Below are 15,204 nucleotides of genomic sequence, written 5' to 3' on the forward strand. Positions count from 1 at the left end.
TTGCTGTCAACTGCCTTTTTCACCGCTGCCGATCAAGTGATCGAAGCACCTCCGATACTACCTGAAACATTCAACCTTTTGATTAACAAGAGATTTTTCGTTTCGACTACGTCGGAAGTGGGGCGCATTATAAGGGGATCTGAGAGGGCGTCAACCTTTTATTTCAGGAATATGAAAAGGACCGCGTCAGGGCCTCTAGGTGTTCACCGAGAGCCTTGCAGCGCCTATCAGACCGAGCGCCGCCCGCGCGGCGCATCGCGGCACAAGGCCGCTCCTACATTTGTTGCAACGTGCCGAACCTGTCAGGCCATGGTTGCCAGCCTTGTTGGCACGACGCGGTTTCGGCGTGGGCACCACTGCCGCTCCGCACGACTTGAGGCATGCACCAAGGCAGGCGCCGCCTCACTCCCAGGAACAATTGGCCCGAAACAGATGTAGGAGCGGCCTTGTGCCGCGATGCGCCGCGCGGGCGGCGCTCGATCTCATAGGCGCCAGAGAATCTTCGGCGAACACCTCTGAAACACAACACAATCCCAAGGCGAACACCTCGAAACCCAACCCCTCGCCCAAACAACACAACCCCAAGACAGGCACCCTCCAGCCCCGACACCTATATAAGCAACCCCCAAAAACAAAAGCGGGGAGACCTACCGGCCTCCCCGCTTCTATATAGCTACACCACCAGGCGATCACTCCGCCTTGAGGCTGACCCGGGCAAACGCCTTCTTGCCCGCCTGGCACACATGGGTCGCACCAACCACAAACATGAAGTCACGGTCGACCACCACACCATCCACCTTGACCGCACCGGCGCCGAGCAGATCTCGCGCCTGCGCCGAGTTCTTCACCAGGCCAGCCCGGTTCAACACAGCAGCGATCGGCAGATCTTCAACAGCGGCCACTTCGATCTCCGGCAGATCCTCCGGCAACTCGCCTTCCTTCATGCGGTTGCCCGCGGCACGGTGCGCATTGGCCGCAGCCTCTTCACCATGGAAGCGAGCCACGATCTCCTCGGCCAGCTTGATCTTGATGTCGCGCGGGTTGACGCCGTTCTCGACATCCGCCCGGAACTGATCGATCTCTTCCATCGAACGGAAGCTCAGCAGCTCGAAGTAACGCCACATCAAGGTGTCGGGAATCGACACAAGCTTGCTGTACATCACCCCAGGCGCTTCCTGGATACCGACATAATTGCCCAACGACTTGGACATCTTCTTCACGCCATCCAGCCCTTCGAGCAGCGGCATGGTGACGATGTTCTGCGCCTCCTGACCGTAGGCGCGCTGCAACTCGCGCCCCATCAGCAGGTTGAACTTCTGGTCGGTGCCGCCCAGTTCGACATCGGCCTTCAAGGCGACGGAGTCGTAACCCTGCACCAGCGGATAGAGGAACTCATGGATCGCGATCGGCTGGTTGGTGGTGTAGCGCTTGTCGAAGTCGTCGCGCTCGAGCATGCGCGCCACGGTGTACTGCGAGGCCAGGCGAATGAAGTCGGCAGGCGTGAGCTTGTCCATCCAGGTGGAGTTGAACGCCACCTCGGTCTTCGCCGGGTCGAGGATCTTGAACACTTGCTGCTTGTAGGTCTCGGCGTTATCCAGCACCTGCTCGCGGGTCAGCGGTGGGCGGGTGGCGCTCTTGCCGCTCGGGTCGCCGATCATGCCGGTGAAGTCGCCGATCAGGAAGATGACCTGATGCCCCAGCTCCTGGAACTGGCGCAGCTTGTTGATCAGCACCGTGTGCCCCAGATGCAGGTCGGGCGCGGTTGGATCGAAGCCCGCCTTGATGCGCAGCGGCTGGCCGCGCTTGAGCTTCTCCACCAGTTCCGATTCGACCAGTACCTCTTCCGCACCGCGCTTGATAAGCGCCAGCTGCTCTTCAACCGACTTCATAGACAGACCCGCAACGCTAGGATTCAAGGGGAGCCAACCATACAAGATCGGCCATCAAATACAAGTTTCGCAAAGGATTGTGACCCGAACGGCGCACCGCAACGTCTACGCGCCCTTGCGTGCGAATGGATTTGGTTATATTTTATACAGTTATTTCATCTTCATCATGTCATTCATCTTTTCCATTTCACCTTTTCAAAGTCACCTTATCTATGACCAACGAAACGCCTAAAGCGCCCCCGCTTTATCCGAAAAGCCATCTGTTGGCCGCAAGCGGCATTGCCGCTCTCCTCAGCCTGGCCTTGCTGGTCTTCCCTTCCAGCGAAGTGGAAGCCAAGAAAACCACCCTCAGCCTGGAGCTCGAAAGCCCGGCAGAACAGCTCAAGGACGAGTCCCGCAGCGCCCCCCTGGTAGAGGCAGGACAGGGCAGCGACTCGCCATTCGCCCAGATCGACGGCGCCGAGCCCGAGACCGCCAAGGCGGAGCCGACACCGGCCCCCGCCGCCAAGCCGGAAGAGAAGGCCCCAGGCCACCGTGAAGTAGTGGTCAGCCGCGGCGATACGCTTTCCACCCTGTTCAACAAGGTCGGCCTGCCGGCCAACGCCGTCCATGGCGTCCTGGCGAGCAACAAGCAGGCCAAGCAGTTCAGCCAGCTCAAGCACGGCCAGGTGCTGCAGTTCGAACTGGACAAGGACGGCCAGCTGACCAGCCTGCACAGCAAGGTCAGCAACCTCGAGACCATCCGCCTGAACAGGACCGACAAGGGCTTCGCCTTCGAACGCGAGGTCAGCAAGCCGGTGGTCCGTACCGCCTACGCCCATGGCGTGATCAAGAGCTCGCTGTCCGCCTCCGCCCAGCGCGCCGGCCTGTCCCACAGCATGACCATGGACATGGCGCGGATCCTCGGCTACGACATCGACTTCGCCCAGGACATCCGCCCTGGCGACGAATTCGACGTGGTCTACGAGCAGAAGATGATGGACGGCAAGGTGGTCGGCACCGGCAACATCCTCTCCGCCCGCTTCACCAACCGCGGCAAGACCTACACCGCCGTGCGCTACACCAACAAGCAGGGCAACACCAACTACTACACCGCCGACGGCAACAGCCTGCGCAAGGCGTTCATCCGCACCCCGGTGGACTTCGCCCGCATCAGCTCGCGCTTCTCGGCCGGGCGCAAGCACCCGATCCTCAACAAGATCCGTGCGCACAAGGGCGTCGACTACGCCGCGCCACGCGGCACGCCGATCAAGGCCGCCGGCGACGGTCGCATCGAGCTGGCTGGCCGCCGCGGCGGCTACGGCAACACCGTGATCATCGCCCATGGCAATTCGTACAAGACGCTCTACGGCCATATGCAGGGCTTCGCCAAGGGCATCAAGACCGGTTCCAGCGTCAAGCAGGGGCAGATCATCGGCTATATCGGCACCACCGGTTTGTCGACCGGCCCGCACCTGCACTACGAGTTCCAGGTCAACGGCGTGCACGTCGACCCGCTGAGCCAGAAGGTGCCGATGGCCGACCCGATCGCCAAGGCCGAGCGCCAGCGTTTCAACCAGCAGAGCCAGCCCCTGATCGCCCGCATGGATCAGGAAAAGGCCACCCTGCTCGCCGCCAACAAGCGCTGACATGGCGCTCTACCTGGGGGTGATGTCCGGCACCAGCCTCGACGGCCTGGACATCGCCCTGATCGAGCAACACGAGCAGCTACGGCTGCTCGCCACCCATTACATCCCCATGCCCGTCGACCTGCGCCAGGACCTGCTCGGCCTCTGCGCCAGCGGCCCCGACGAGATCGCCCGTGCGGCCCTGGCGGAAAACCGCTGGGCCACCCTGGCAGCACAGGGCATCAATCACCTGCTGACCACCCAGGGCCTGGCGCCCGACGCCATCCGCGCCATCGGCAGCCACGGCCAGACGGTTCGCCATGAGCCGGCCCGTGGCTTTACCGTGCAGATCGGCAACCCGGCCCTGCTGGCCGAGCTCACCGGTATTTGCGTAGTAGGCGATTTTCGCCGCCGCGACGTGGCAGCTGGCGGCCAGGGTGCGCCCTTGGTACCGGCATTCCACGAATCGTTGTTCGGTCACCTCGGCCAGCGCCTGGCAATCCTCAACGTGGGGGGCTTCAGCAACCTGAGCCTGATCGAGCGCGACCAACCGGTACACGGCTTCGACTGCGGCCCGGGTAACGTGCTGCTGGACGCATGGATCGAACGCAAACGGGGCCAGGCCTTCGATGCCAATGGCGCCTGGGGGGCCAGCGGCAGCGTCCGCCAGGACCTGCTGAACGCTTTGCTGAGCGACCCGTTCTTCGCCGGCAACGGCCCGAAGAGCACCGGCCGCGAGGTCTTCAACCTGCCCTGGCTGGACGCGCATCTGGGGCGCCTGCCGGCGTACCGTGACGAAGATGTCCAGGCCACCCTGCTGGAACTGACGGCGAGCAGCATCATCGACTCGCTGCGCCAGGCCCAGGACGGCACCGAGGCCTTGCTGGTCTGTGGTGGAGGTGCGCGCAACGGCGCATTGATGGCGCGCCTGGCGGCCCTGCTGCCGAGCGCCAAGGTCGCCAGCACCGCGGCACATGGCGTGGACCCCGACTGGGTTGAGGCCATGGCCTTCGCCTGGCTGGCCCATTGCTGCCTGGAGGGCATCCCGGCCAACCGCCCCAGCGTGACCGCCGCCCGCGGCCTGCGCATCCTCGGCGCGATCTACCCCGCCTGACCCCCCAGAATGCAAAACGCCGCGCAATTGCGCGGCGTTTTCACAGCGGGGCGCGGATCAGATCGAGAACGACGAACCGCAACCGCAGGTAGTGGTGGCGTTCGGGTTCTTGATCACGAAGCGCGAACCTTCCAGGCCTTCCTGGTAGTCGACTTCGGCGCCCGCCAGGTACTGGTAGCTCATCGGGTCGACGACCAGCGCAACACCTTCGCGCTCGACGATGGTGTCGTCGTCGGCCACGTCTTCATCAAAGGTGAAACCATACTGGAAGCCCGAGCAGCCGCCGCCGGTCACGAACACACGCAGCTTCAGCCGCTCGTTGCCCTCTTCGCTGACCAGGGTTTTCACCTTGTGCGCAGCCCCGGGAGTGAACTCCAAAGCCGTGGGGGTGAAGGTTTCGACGCTCATGTTGATTCTCCCGGCGCAGTGCCGCCATAAAACTCGATGGCGGGTATTATCCGCTTGTCCGAGAAAATCGGTCAAGAATTGTGCGGCTTTAGTCGCCCCCATGAAAAAGGCCCGCACGAGGCGGGTCTTGGCAACGACGGCCGGCTTACGGCAGCAGCCCGGCGTGGGACAAGCCCATGCGCTCGTCGAGACCGAACAGGATGTTGAGGTTCTGCACCGCCTGGCCCGACGCGCCCTTGACCAGGTTGTCGATCACCGACAGCACCACCACCAGGTCACCGCCCTGAGGCCGGTGCACGGCGATGCGGCAGACGTTGGCACCGCGCACGCTGCGGGTTTCCGGGTGGCTGCCGGCCGGCATGACGTCGACGAACGGTTCGTTGGCGTAGCGTTTCTCGAACAACGCCTGCAGGTCGACCGAGGTATCGGCGACCGTCGCGTACAGGGTGGCATGGATGCCACGGATCATCGGGGTCAGGTGCGGCACGAAAGTCAGGCCGATGTCCTTGCCCGCCGCCTGGCGCAGGCCCTGGCTGATCTCCGGCAGGTGACGGTGGCCCTTGACCGCGTAAGCCTTCATGCTTTCACCGGCCTCGCAGAACAGCGAACCTACCGCAGCGCCGCGGCCGGCACCGCTGACGCCCGACTTGCAGTCGGCGATCAGTCGCGACGGGTCGGCCAGGCCGGCTTCCAGCAGTGGCAGCAAGCCCAGCTGGGTGGCGGTCGGGTAGCAACCCGGCACGGCAATCAGGCGCGCCTGGCGGATCTTCTCGCGGTTCACCTCGGGCAAGCCGTAGACGGCGTCCTTGAGCAGCTCGGGCGCACCATGGGGCTGGCCGTACCACTTGCCCCATTCGGCGGCGTCCTGCAGGCGGAAGTCGGCGGACAGGTCGATGACCTTGGTGCCGGCCGCCAGCAGCTCACCCGCCAGGGCGTGGGCAACGCCGTGGGGCGTGGCGAAGAACACCACGTCGCAGGCCGCCAGGGTCTTGCTGTCCGGCACGCTGAACGCCAGGCCATCGTAATGGCCGCGCAGGTTCGGGTACATGTCGGCAACCGCCACGCCCGCTTCGGAGCGCGAAGTGATGACCGCCACTTCGGCCTGTGGGTGCTGCGCCAACAGACGCAGCAGTTCGACACCGGTGTAACCCGTGCCGCCGACGATACCGACCTTGATCATGACGCTTGCCCCTTATCAACGAGACCACTGGAAAACGCACGATAATAGGGGCCAAGGGCGCCTGTAACAACTCTTGGGATGACCCTTCGGGCCCTTGGCCTCTACTATCTGACGACCGTGAAAACCTGAAGGAACTCCCCATGCTCTATCTATGGATCAAGGCGCTGCATATCGTCAGCGTGGTCTGCTGGTTCGCCGGCCTGTTCTACCTGCCACGCCTGTTCGTCTATCACGCCCAGAGCCAGGACAGCATCAGCCTCGAGCGCTTCACCACCATGGAGCGCAAGCTGTACCGGGGCATCATGAACCCGGCGATGATCGCCACCTATGTGTTCGGCGGCTGGATGCTGTACCTGAACCCCGGCTGGCTGAGCCAGGGCTGGCTGCACGCCAAGCTCACCCTGGTGGCCCTGCTCACCGTCTACCATCACATGTGCGGCGCCCAGCGCAAACGCTTCGCCGCCGGCACCAACACCCGCAGCCATGTGTACTACCGCTGGTTCAACGAGGCACCGGTGCTGATGCTGCTGGGCGTCGTAATTCTCGTGGTGGTCAAACCGTTCTGACGATATCCACCCGCCTACAGGAGTTTCGCCATGTCCCTGCCCGCCTCGCTCGAACAACGCCTGCGCCTGCCCCTGGTGGCGGCGCCGATGTTCCTGATCTCCAACCCCCGGCTGGTGCTCGCCTGCTGCGCCAATGGCGTGGTGGGCAGCTTCCCTGCCCTGAACCAGCGTGACAGCGCAGGGTTCAAGGCCTGGCTGGAGGAGATCGAGGCCGGGCTGGCCGAGCTGCAGGCGCCCGCGCCCTATGCGGTCAACCTGATCGTGCACCCGACCAATCCGCGCCTGCAGGCCGACCTGACACTGTGCGTCGAGCATCGGGTGCCCATCGTCATCACCAGCCTCGGCGCGGTGAAGGAGGTGGTCGATGCGGTGCACGGCTATGGTGGCCTGGTGTTCCATGACGTGACCACCCGTCGCCACGCCGAGAAGGCCGCTGAGGCCGGCGTCGACGGGCTGATCGCCGTGGCCGCCGGCGCCGGCGGGCATGCCGGGACCTGGAGCCCGTTCGCCCTGGTCGCGGAGATCCGCCAGTTCTTCGACAAGACCCTGCTGCTGGCCGGTTGCCTGAACCATGGCCATGAACTGCTGGCCGCGCAATTGCTGGGGGCCGACCTCGGCTACATGGGCACCCGCTTCATCGCCACCCGCGAGAGCCAGGCCCAGGACGCCTACAAGCAGATGATCCTGGGTGCCGGGGCCGCCGATATCGTGCATACCCCGGCGGTGTCCGGCATCCCCGCCAGTTTCCTGCGCCAGAGCCTGGAGCAGGCCGGCTACGACCTGGCGGCACTGAAGAGTGGCCATGAAGCCGGCAAGCTCAAACCCCTGGATGAAGAGGCCAAGGCCTGGAAGACCGTCTGGTCGGCCGGCCAGGGGGTCGGTGAGATCCATGACCTGCCCACGGCCGGCGAACTGATCGGGCGCTTGCACAACGAATACCGGACAGCCCTGGAGCGTAGCCAGCAGCTGCACGGCAATGCCTTGTAGCAATTCGGCCACGCTGTAAACTAGGCGCCCCTTTCGCCCCAGGAGCCTTGCATGACCCGTTACGCCATGATCACCGGAGCTTCCAGCGGCCTGGGCCTGGCCCTGGCGGAAGCCCTGGCACGGCGCGGGCGCAACCTGATCCTGGTGGCGCGCCAGCGCGAGACGCTGGAGCCGGTGGCCATCGAGCTCACCCAACGCTTTGGCGTGGAAGTGCTGTTCCGTGCCTGCGACCTCAGCCAGCCTCTACGCCTGTCTGGCTTCGTCCTCGAGCTGGAGGAAGGCGAGCGGCGCATCGACCTGCTGGTGAATTGCGCGGGGCAGCGTACCTATGGGCCGTTCCTGGCCCATGAGTGGGCCGATGAACAGGACCTGCTCGAGGTCAATATCCTCGCCCTGAGCCGCCTGTGCCACGCCATTGGCAACCTGATGGCGATCCAGGGCGGTGGGCAGATCCTCAACGTCGCGGGGCTGGCCGGCGTCGCACCAGGCCCGTGGATGGCTGCCTACGCGGCGAGCAAGGCCTATGTGCTGAGTTTCTCCGAGGCCCTGCGCGAGGAACTGCGACGGACCGGGATCAAGGTCTCGGTGCTGTGCCCGGGGCCGGTGCGCTCGGCCAGGCGCCGCATCCCCCGGCTCGACGGCAACAGCCGCTGCCTGAGCCCCGAGGAAATCGCCCTGTACACCGTCCGTGCCCTGGACCGCAACCGCGCGCTGATCCTGCCCGGCCGGCGCAACCGCTGGCTGGCCTTCGCCCCGCGCCTGCTGCCGCGCTGGCTGACACGCAAGCTGGCCGGGATGATCCATCGCCGCTATTGCCCGATCGGCATGGAATAGCCACTGGGCGAGCGGCGGCGGGCTCAGTACACTCAGCCCCGACACTCACCATGGAGCACGTGCTGTGGACGATTTATTCCTCAGAATCATCAACCGGGAGATCCCGGCGAAGATCATCTACGAAGACGACCAGGTCCTGGCCTTCCACGATATCGCCCCCCAGGCCCCGGTCCATTTCCTGGTCATCCCGAAGAAACACATCCGCACCCTCAATGACCTGACCGAAGAGGACAAAGGCCTGGCGGGCCACATCCTGTTCACCGCCCAGCGCCTGGCCCGGGAACTCGGCTGCGAAGAGGGCTTCCGCGTGGTGATGAACTGCAACGAGCAGGGCGGCCAGACCGTCTACCACATCCACATGCACGTGCTTGGCCAGCGCCAGATGCACTGGCCGCCGGGCTGATCCAAGGCAAGCCTGCCCAGGGGTATTGAGGTAGACTGTCGGGCATCACTTCAGCGGAGGTGCCCGATGGCTACCGAACGTCACTACTCGCCGCTCGACCGCTTGTTGCTGCAGGCCGATACCGCCATGCGCACCTTGCTGCCCTTCAGCGGCCAACCCGCCCGCCCATCCCCGGCAATCATCCAGCCGGACGCCGAACTCGACGAGCAGCAGACCCGCCATATCGCCGGCCTGATGCGCATCAACCACACCGGCGAAGTCTGCGCCCAGGCGCTGTACCAGGGCCAGGCCCTGACCGCCAAGCTGCCCCAGGTGCGCAAGGCCATGGAGCATGCGGCGGAAGAAGAAATCGACCACCTGGCCTGGTGCGAGCAGCGCATTCGCCAGCTCAACAGCCACCCCAGCGTGCTCAACCCGGTGTTCTACGGCCTGTCGTTCGGCATCGGCGCCCTCGCCGGGCTGGTCAGCGACAAGGTCAGCCTGGGCTTCGTCGCCGCCACCGAGCATCAGGTGTGCAAGCACCTGGACGAACACCTGGAGCAGATCCCCGAGCACGACGGCAAGTCCCGCGCCATCCTCGAGCAGATGCGTGTCGACGAGGAGCACCACGCCGAATCCGCGCTGGAAGCCGGCGGGTACCGTTTTCCGGCCCCCGTGCGCTTTGGCATGAGCCTGCTGGCCAAGGTCATGACCAAGAGCACCTACCGGATCTGAGGCACTCGCCATGGCACGCTTCGACGCCAGGGACCTGGCACGCGCCGTGAGCGCCGGGGTGCTGCAGCCCGGCCAGGACCGTGCACTGGTGGACTTCCTGCGCCAGCAACCGCAGGCCTCCGGCAGCTTCCAGCTGGCTCACGTTGCGTTCTACTTCGGAGCCCTGCTGATCATGGGCGCCATGGGCTGGCTGCTCACGGAAGCCTGGATGCGCATCGGCGACTCAGCGCTACTGACGATCGCCCTGCTCTATATTGCCGCGATCACCTTGTTTGCCCTGTCACTGCAACGCCGTGGCCAACCTGTTGCTGCGGGAGTACTGGCAGCGGTGGCAGTCAGTATCGTTCCACTGGCGGTGTTCGCCGTTGAGCGGTTGGTCGGCTGGTGGCCACTGGAGGATGCCCAGGGCGATTACCACCAGTACTACACCTATGTGCAGGGTGGTTGGCTGGCCATGGAAGCGGCAACCGTGCTGGCCGGCCTGCTGATGCTGCGCCTGGTGCCCTTCCCCTTCATCGTCATGCCGATTGCCGTGGCTTTGTGGTTCATGTCGATGGACCTCACCGAATGGTTGCATGGCGATGTCTTCGACTGGGAGCAACGCCGCACCGTGTCGCTGTGGTTTGGCCTTGGCATGCTGCTGGTATTTCTCGTGGTGGACGGGCGCACAGCGCGGGACTATGCCTTCTGGGGCTACCTGGCCGGGCTGGCGGCATTCTGGGGCGGGCTGACGCTATTGGACAGCGGGAGTGAATGGGGCAAGTTCCTGTACTGCCTGATCAACCTGGGGTTGATGAGCCTGGCCGTGCTGTTGCGCAGGCCGGTGTTCATGGTGTTCGGCGCAATGGGTGTGGCGGCTTACCTGGGCCACCTTTCCTACGAGGTCTTCGCCGACTCCCTGCTGTTCCCGGTAGTGCTGACCCTGATCGGCCTCGCGGTCATCGGCCTGGGCGTGCTCTATCAGAAGCGACGTGAAACATTGAGTGCGCACCTGCGGGCAAAAATACCTGCCAGCCTCTTGCAACTGCTACCGGCATTGCGGCGTTGAGCGTTCGCATGCTCACCGCCCGCCTGCTGCAAGGCCTTGGGCTGATACTGGTTGCCTATCTCTTTGTTTGCCTGATGACCGCCGGTCTCAGGCAAACCGGATTCAGCCTGGAACTGCCAGATCTCGTCGAGCCCGACAGCAACAGTGCGTTGGAACTGCTGCTCTTCGCCGTACCCGGGCTATTGCTGTTTCTGCTGTTCGGCTGTTTTATCCGCAATCGTCGAACGCTCATCCACACTTATGTGCTGCTGGCGATCATGGTCGCGCAATTGCAATGCCTGAACTTTGCCGAAAGCTACGGCAGTACCTGGAGCGGCCTGGAGCTTGTCATGCTGCTGGGCATGAACACGCATTGGTTGTTGCTTGCCCTCATCCCAGGGCTCGCACTGCTGCTGGGTATCGAGCAGTTGCGCAGACAGAGCGCCTGAAGAGCAGGCGCTCCTGCACATCAACCAAGTTCGACGATTTCGTAACCGTGCGTGATCTCGACGCCAGCGCGATCCAGCATGATCGAGGCCGAGCAGTACTTCTCCGCCGACAGCTCCACCGCACGCTTGACCTGCGCCTCCTTCAAGCCGCGGCCCTTGACCACGAAGTTGAGGTGGATCTTGGTGAACACCTTGGGGTCCTCATTGGCGCGTTCGGCTTCCAGGAAGGCCTCGCAGCTTTCCACGGCCTGGCGCGACTTCTTGAGAATGCTGACCACGTCGAAGCTGCTGCAGCCACCGAGGCCAAGCAGGAGCATCTCCATCGGGCGCACGCCCAGGTTGCGGCCCCCGGCTTCAGGCGGACCGTCCATGACCACGACATGGCCGCTCCCCGACTCGCCGAGGAACATCGCTTCACCGGCCCACTGGATGCGTGCCTTCATCTATCCGGACTCCCGATCTCGTAAAAGGGTGTCAGCTTAGACCTTGCGAGGCTGTCGGAAAAGCTCAAGCCGCGTCGCTTTTGTGCCGATTCAAGTTGAAGTGTCTGATAAGCTGGCGCCAAATGACTGGCGCATGCTGCCAGGCAGCCCCTATAAAAAGCCAATGCGTCGCATCGAACAGGATTTCGTGATGGTCTCCTCAGCCCTGCCACCCAAGATCAAGAACATCGACAAGCTGCTGGCCCACTGCCAACGCCGTCGCTATGCCGCCAAAAGCAACATCATCTGTGCCGGCGACCGGGCCGAGACCTTGTCGTTCATCATCAAGGGCTCGGTGACCATCCTGATCGAGGACGACGACGGCCACGAGATGATCATCGCCTACCTCAACAGTGGCGATTTCTTCGGTGAGCTGGGGCTGTTCGAGCCGGCAGGCCAGGAACATCAACGCAGCGCCTGGGTGCGTGCCAAGACCGAGTGCGAAGTGGCCGAGATCGGCTACGACAAATTCCGTGAGCTGGTACGCCTGGAGCCGGAAATCCTCTATGCCCTGGGCAGCCAGATGGCCCAGCGCCTGCGCAACACCACCCGCAAGGTCGGCGATCTGGCGTTTTTCGATGTCACCGGACGGGTCGCCCGCTGCCTGCTCGACCTGTGCAAGCAACCCGACGCCATGACCCACCCCGACGGCATGCAGATCAAGATCACCCGCCAGGAGATCGGTCGTATCGTCGGTTGTTCACGGGAGATGGTCGGCCGCGTCCTCAAGGACCTCGAGGAGCGCAGCCTGGTGCAGGTCAAGGGCAAGACCATGGTGGTCTACGGCACCCGTTAATCCTGTGGCAGCTCCGCCAACACTTGCTCATAGGCCTGGCTCAAGCGCTCGAACCAAGGGGCGGTAGGCGCCACCTCGTGCAGGGCGATATGGCTGTCGGCGCGGCAGCGCTGGTCCAGCTCGCAGCACTCATTGAAGCGGTTGACCGCCGCGACCATCGATTCGCGCTCGTTGTCCAGCAACAGCGCGCCATGCACCAACACCACCGGGCGCTTGCCCCCCATCCCCTGGCGCCAGCGCTGGGCCGTGCCGACCAGCTTGCGGCCATTGAGGTTGACGTTGTAGCGGCCATCGCAGAAGGCGCCGTCGATCTCCCCCACCGAAGCGACACCGCCCCATTCGCGCAGGACATCGCACAGCGGCAGGCACAGACGCTCGTAGGCATTCTCAATGCGGCCGTGGTCACCCTCGCTGCGCGGTGCCACATAGACCAGTGCCACGTTGACCGTCGCATGGGATTGCGGCACGGGCTCGCCACCGGTTTCGCGCAGCAGCACCGGCCAGCCGGCGATGGCCAGCTCGGCGCAGGCGGCCTCGAAGTTGTCCAGGCGGCTCATGCGCCGGGGCATGACCAGGGCATGGTCGGTCGGGCGCCAGAACAGCACGCCGGATTCGCGCTCGCCGCGGCAGACGGCGGCCAGCAGGTCCTGTTCGGCGTGCAGGCCTTGTTCGACGGTGAGGGCAAGGGGTTGATCGGTCATTGATCCACCATTGATGTTGGATTCTATGGCCTCTTCGCGGGTAAACCCGCTCCCACAGGTGCTGCACACTCCTTGAGAGCGACAGAAGTCCTGTGGGAGCGGGTTTACCCGCGAAAGGGCCGGGGCAGGCCTACAAAAAAGCCGGCGTAACGCCGGCTTCGTTTAAATCAGTCCAGTTGCTGAACAGTCTTCTTCACCTGTTCGGGGAAGAACAGCCGCTGCAGCTCCAACCCTGGCTGCTCGGCGCGCATGAACGCCTCGCCGACCAGGAACGAATACACCTCGTTGATTTCCATCAGCTCGACATCGGCACGGTTGAGGATGCCGCTCTCGGTGATGGCCAGGCGATCGCGGGGGATGCGTGGCAGCAGGTCGAGGGTAGTCTCCAGGCTGACTTCGAAGGTATGCAGGTTGCGGTTGTTGACCCCGACCAACGGGGTGTCGAGGGTCTTCAACGCACGTTCCAGCTCATCACCGTCATGCACTTCGACCAACACGTCGAGGCCGACGTCCTTGGCGGTGGCGGCCAGCTCGGCCATCTTCACGTCGTCCAGCGCCGAGACGATCAGCAGCACGCAGTCGGCGCCCAGCGCACGGGCTTCGACGATCTGGTACGGATCGACCATGAAGTCCTTGCGGATCACCGGCAGCGAAACGGCGGCGCGCGCCTGCTGCAGGTAGACGTCGGCACCCTGGAAGTAGTCCACGTCGGTCAGCACCGACAGGCAGGTCGCCCCGCCTTTCTCGTAGCTGACGGCAATCTCCGCCGGTAGGAAGTTTTCGCGGATCACGCCCTTGCTTGGCGAGGCCTTCTTGATTTCGGCGATCACCGCAGGCTGCTTGCGCGCAGCCTGCTCGATCAATGCCCTGGCAAAGCCACGGGACGCATCGGCCGCCTTGGCCAGGCGCTCGAGTTCAGCCAGGCTGACCCGCGCGCTGCGCTCGGCCACTTCCTGGAATTTGCGGGCGATGATCCTTTCCAGCACCGTCGGTACGCTCATGCTTCGTTCTCCACCTTGAATACCGCGGTAAAGGCGCCCAGCTCCTGCAGTTTCTCCCAGGCCAGCCCGGTGTGCAGCACATCGTGGGCCAGCTCGACACCCTGGGCCAGGGTCATCGCGTGGTCGGCGGCATACAGCGCCGCGCCAGCGTTGAGCACGATCATCTCGGCGGCCTTCTGGCCGTTCTCGGTCTTGCGCCGGCCCAGGGCGTCACGGATCAGCTCCAGCGATGCCTGCGGCCCCTCGACCGCCAGGCCATGCAGGCTCTGGCTCTTCATGCCGAGGTCTTCCGGCTCGACCCAGTACTCGGTGATCTGGTCATTCTTCAGTTCGGCGACGAAGGTCGGCGCGGCCAGGCTGAACTCGTCCAGACCGTCCTTCGAGTGCACCACCAGCACATGCTTGCTGCCCAGGCGCTGTAGCACCTCGGCCAACGGGCGGCACAGGGCCTGGGTGAAGACCCCGACCACCTGGTGTTTCACACCGGCCGGATTCGTAAGCGGGCCGAGCATGTTGAACAGGGTGCGCAGGCCCAGGTCGCGACGCGGGCCGGCGGCGTGCTTCATGGCACTGTGATGGGTCTGGGCGAACATGAAACCGATGCCGAGGCTATCGATGCAGCGGGCGACCTGGACCGGGGTCAGGTTCAGGTAGATACCGGCGGCTTCCAGCAGATCGGCGCTGCCGCTCTTGCCGGAAACCGCACGGTTGCCATGCTTGGCCACGGTGCAACCAGCTGCAGCCAGCACAAAGGCCGAAGCAGTCGACACGTTGAAGATGTTGGCGCCATCACCGCCTGTGCCGACGATGTCGACCACGCCGTCGAGGGTCTTCAGCTCGACCTTGTCGGCCAGCTCACGCATCACCGACACCGCGCCGACGATCTCGTCGATGCTTTCGCTCTTCATGCGCATGCCCATGAGGAAGGCGCCGATCTGCGCCTCGCTGCACTGGCCGGTCATGATCTGGCGCATGACGTCGCGCATTTCCTCGGTGGACAAATCCAGGTGGCCGACGATACGGGTCAAAGCGGTCTTGATATCCAT

Annotated in this window: 17 protein-coding genes; 10 read left to right on the plus strand and 7 right to left on the minus strand. The window is 64.1% G+C overall.

All coding sequences use genetic code 11. The features are described from left to right. Positions 1-689 precede the first annotated feature (689 nt). Positions 690-1,889, minus strand: coding sequence for a tyrosine--tRNA ligase (gene tyrS / locus NMG10_RS14680; protein ID WP_232855096.1), 1,200 nt, complete (start codon positions 1,887-1,889; stop codon positions 690-692). 212 nt (positions 1,890-2,101) lie between these two features. Here tyrS and NMG10_RS14685 point away from each other — a divergent pair, with 212 nt between their 5' ends. Together NMG10_RS14685 and NMG10_RS14690 are read left to right on the plus strand one after the other, a co-directional pair. Beyond that, positions 2,102-3,517 (plus strand): peptidoglycan DD-metalloendopeptidase family protein, encoded by a 1,416-nt coding sequence (locus NMG10_RS14685; RefSeq protein WP_254464604.1) that lies wholly within the window; start codon positions 2,102-2,104, stop codon positions 3,515-3,517. A 1-nt stretch (position 3,518) separates the two neighbouring features. Further along, the gene (locus tag NMG10_RS14690) at positions 3,519-4,610 is read left to right on the plus strand and encodes an anhydro-N-acetylmuramic acid kinase (protein WP_232855094.1); all 1,092 of its coding nucleotides are present in this window, start codon (positions 3,519-3,521) and stop codon (positions 4,608-4,610) included. 57 nt (positions 4,611-4,667) lie between these two features. Here the strand turns inward: NMG10_RS14690 and erpA are convergent, their stop codons facing one another. Continuing rightward, complete coding sequence (gene erpA / locus NMG10_RS14695) at positions 4,668-5,018, minus strand: iron-sulfur cluster insertion protein ErpA (protein WP_050703544.1); 351 nt, start codon at positions 5,016-5,018, stop codon at positions 4,668-4,670. A 145-nt stretch (positions 5,019-5,163) separates the two neighbouring features. Then, positions 5,164-6,198: an N-acetyl-gamma-glutamyl-phosphate reductase gene (argC, locus tag NMG10_RS14700; protein ID WP_186731668.1), complete on the minus strand. Its 1,035-nt coding sequence runs from the start codon at positions 6,196-6,198 to the stop codon at positions 5,164-5,166. A gap of 140 nt (positions 6,199-6,338) precedes the next feature. On the opposite strand from argC, the gene hemJ reads away from it, so the two are divergent. The 7 genes from hemJ to NMG10_RS14735 all read left to right on the plus strand — a co-directional run bounded on the left by hemJ (position 6,339) and on the right by NMG10_RS14735 (position 11,178). Beyond that, on the plus strand, positions 6,339-6,764 hold the full coding sequence (gene hemJ / locus NMG10_RS14705; RefSeq protein ID WP_050703542.1) for a protoporphyrinogen oxidase HemJ: 426 nt from the start codon (positions 6,339-6,341) through the stop codon (positions 6,762-6,764). A 30-nt stretch (positions 6,765-6,794) separates the two neighbouring features. Beyond that, positions 6,795-7,751, plus strand: a complete 957-nt coding sequence (locus NMG10_RS14710; RefSeq protein ID WP_232855093.1) for a nitronate monooxygenase family protein — start codon at positions 6,795-6,797, stop codon at positions 7,749-7,751. Between the two features lie 51 nt (positions 7,752-7,802). Further along, positions 7,803-8,585 (plus strand): SDR family oxidoreductase, encoded by a 783-nt coding sequence (locus tag NMG10_RS14715; RefSeq protein WP_110734638.1) that lies wholly within the window; start codon positions 7,803-7,805, stop codon positions 8,583-8,585. Between the two features lie 64 nt (positions 8,586-8,649). Then, positions 8,650-8,988: a histidine triad nucleotide-binding protein gene (locus NMG10_RS14720; RefSeq protein ID WP_110734636.1), complete on the plus strand. Its 339-nt coding sequence runs from the start codon at positions 8,650-8,652 to the stop codon at positions 8,986-8,988. Positions 8,989-9,054: 66 nt separating this feature from the next. Beyond that, a complete protein-coding gene (coq7, locus tag NMG10_RS14725; protein ID WP_198742874.1) occupies positions 9,055-9,702 on the plus strand; it encodes a 2-polyprenyl-3-methyl-6-methoxy-1,4-benzoquinone monooxygenase in 648 nt (215 codons plus the stop codon). Between the two features lie 10 nt (positions 9,703-9,712). Then, positions 9,713-10,750, plus strand: coding sequence for a DUF2157 domain-containing protein (locus NMG10_RS14730; protein ID WP_232855092.1), 1,038 nt, complete (start codon positions 9,713-9,715; stop codon positions 10,748-10,750). A gap of 8 nt (positions 10,751-10,758) precedes the next feature. Next, positions 10,759-11,178, plus strand: coding sequence for a hypothetical protein (locus NMG10_RS14735; protein WP_232855091.1), 420 nt, complete (start codon positions 10,759-10,761; stop codon positions 11,176-11,178). A 20-nt stretch (positions 11,179-11,198) separates the two neighbouring features. Here the strand turns inward: NMG10_RS14735 and NMG10_RS14740 are convergent, their stop codons facing one another. Beyond that, a complete protein-coding gene (locus NMG10_RS14740; RefSeq protein WP_110734630.1) occupies positions 11,199-11,621 on the minus strand; it encodes an OsmC family protein in 423 nt (140 codons plus the stop codon). 190 nt (positions 11,622-11,811) lie between these two features. Here NMG10_RS14740 and crp point away from each other — a divergent pair, with 190 nt between their 5' ends. Further along, positions 11,812-12,456, plus strand: coding sequence for a cAMP-activated global transcriptional regulator CRP (gene crp / locus NMG10_RS14745; RefSeq protein ID WP_050703538.1), 645 nt, complete (start codon positions 11,812-11,814; stop codon positions 12,454-12,456). On the opposite strand, the gene NMG10_RS14750 is transcribed toward crp, so the two are convergent. The 3 genes from NMG10_RS14750 to trpD all read right to left on the minus strand — a co-directional run bounded on the left by NMG10_RS14750 (position 12,453) and on the right by trpD (position 15,204). After that, on the minus strand, positions 12,453-13,157 hold the full coding sequence (locus tag NMG10_RS14750) for a lipoate--protein ligase family protein (protein WP_232855090.1): 705 nt from the start codon (positions 13,155-13,157) through the stop codon (positions 12,453-12,455). The two genes, crp and NMG10_RS14750, sit on opposite strands and share 4 nt — an antisense overlap. Before the next feature lie 167 nt (positions 13,158-13,324). Continuing rightward, positions 13,325-14,158: an indole-3-glycerol phosphate synthase TrpC gene (gene trpC, locus NMG10_RS14755; protein WP_232855089.1), complete on the minus strand. Its 834-nt coding sequence runs from the start codon at positions 14,156-14,158 to the stop codon at positions 13,325-13,327. Further along, complete coding sequence (trpD, locus tag NMG10_RS14760; protein WP_232855088.1) at positions 14,155-15,204, minus strand: anthranilate phosphoribosyltransferase; 1,050 nt, start codon at positions 15,202-15,204, stop codon at positions 14,155-14,157. The genes trpC and trpD overlap by 4 nt, the downstream gene beginning before the upstream one ends.

The organism is Pseudomonas sp. DVZ6, assembly GCF_024259445.1.
GTDB lineage: Bacteria > Pseudomonadota > Gammaproteobacteria > Pseudomonadales > Pseudomonadaceae > Aquipseudomonas > Aquipseudomonas peradeniyensis.

What these genes read in the sequence shown, in the direction of transcription:
- tyrS (WP_232855096.1), bottom strand. Translation starts at nt 1,889, where the DNA reads ATGAAGTCGGTTGAAGAGCAGCTGGCGCTTATCAAGCGCGGTGCGGAA.
- NMG10_RS14685 (WP_254464604.1), top strand. Translation starts at nt 2,102, where the DNA reads ATGACCAACGAAACGCCTAAAGCGCCCCCGCTTTATCCGAAAAGCCAT.
- NMG10_RS14690 (WP_232855094.1), top strand. Translation starts at nt 3,519, where the DNA reads ATGGCGCTCTACCTGGGGGTGATGTCCGGCACCAGCCTCGACGGCCTG.
- erpA (WP_050703544.1), bottom strand. Translation starts at nt 5,018, where the DNA reads ATGAGCGTCGAAACCTTCACCCCCACGGCTTTGGAGTTCACTCCCGGG.
- argC (WP_186731668.1), bottom strand. Translation starts at nt 6,198, where the DNA reads ATGATCAAGGTCGGTATCGTCGGCGGCACGGGTTACACCGGTGTCGAA.
- hemJ (WP_050703542.1), top strand. Translation starts at nt 6,339, where the DNA reads ATGCTCTATCTATGGATCAAGGCGCTGCATATCGTCAGCGTGGTCTGC.
- NMG10_RS14710 (WP_232855093.1), top strand. Translation starts at nt 6,795, where the DNA reads ATGTCCCTGCCCGCCTCGCTCGAACAACGCCTGCGCCTGCCCCTGGTG.
- NMG10_RS14715 (WP_110734638.1), top strand. Translation starts at nt 7,803, where the DNA reads ATGACCCGTTACGCCATGATCACCGGAGCTTCCAGCGGCCTGGGCCTG.
- coq7 (WP_198742874.1), top strand. Translation starts at nt 9,055, where the DNA reads ATGGCTACCGAACGTCACTACTCGCCGCTCGACCGCTTGTTGCTGCAG.
- NMG10_RS14730 (WP_232855092.1), top strand. Translation starts at nt 9,713, where the DNA reads ATGGCACGCTTCGACGCCAGGGACCTGGCACGCGCCGTGAGCGCCGGG.
- NMG10_RS14735 (WP_232855091.1), top strand. Translation starts at nt 10,759, where the DNA reads ATGCTCACCGCCCGCCTGCTGCAAGGCCTTGGGCTGATACTGGTTGCC.
- NMG10_RS14740 (WP_110734630.1), bottom strand. Translation starts at nt 11,621, where the DNA reads ATGAAGGCACGCATCCAGTGGGCCGGTGAAGCGATGTTCCTCGGCGAG.
- crp (WP_050703538.1), top strand. Translation starts at nt 11,812, where the DNA reads ATGGTCTCCTCAGCCCTGCCACCCAAGATCAAGAACATCGACAAGCTG.
- NMG10_RS14750 (WP_232855090.1), bottom strand. Translation starts at nt 13,157, where the DNA reads ATGACCGATCAACCCCTTGCCCTCACCGTCGAACAAGGCCTGCACGCC.
- trpC (WP_232855089.1), bottom strand. Translation starts at nt 14,158, where the DNA reads ATGAGCGTACCGACGGTGCTGGAAAGGATCATCGCCCGCAAATTCCAG.
- trpD (WP_232855088.1), bottom strand. Translation starts at nt 15,204, where the DNA reads ATGGATATCAAGACCGCTTTGACCCGTATCGTCGGCCACCTGGATTTG.